At 64.3% G+C, this 460-nt stretch carries 1 protein-coding gene; it reads right to left on the bottom strand.

All coding sequences use genetic code 11. The features are described from left to right. Positions 1-113: 113 nt before the first annotated feature. The coding region (locus AACY08_RS29500; RefSeq protein WP_339472614.1) for a hypothetical protein at positions 114-460 on the bottom strand (347 nt) is incomplete at its 5' end.

Consider the following 460-nt stretch of genomic DNA (forward strand, 5'->3'; position numbering starts at 1 on the left):
GGGGCCTGTGACGGGCGATGTCCACGGCGAGCCATCAGTTGGTCTCCACGATCGAAGCGCGCAGCGCGCGCGCAGTAAGCATAAGGTCAAAGGCAAGCGGTACAGACACGGGTTTATTCATCCTCGTCGGAATAAGCGAAAGGCTCGGTCACCGCCGGTTTGGTCGGCAAGGGCGGGCGGGGCAGGGCCTTTTCGGCATTGGCGGCATTGACCAGGAACGACGCGAGAATGGTCGAGGCCTGGCGCATGTCATTGCCCTTCAAATGGTCGAAGGTGGCGATGCTGGAATGGTGGACGCGGCTGTCATAGTCGAGCGGATCCTGGATGAACTGGAAGCCGGGCGCGCCGACCGCCTGCATGAAGACATGGTCGGTGCCGCCGGTGGTGCGGATCACCACGTCCTTCGCCCCATCGGGCCGAACGGGGCGAGCCACTCGCGGAAGATCGGCACCACCGCCGG

Origin of the sequence: Pseudomonas sp. EL_65y_Pfl1_R83, assembly GCF_963970695.1 — a bacterium.
Lineage (GTDB): Bacteria > Pseudomonadota > Gammaproteobacteria > Pseudomonadales > Pseudomonadaceae > Aquipseudomonas > Aquipseudomonas tritici.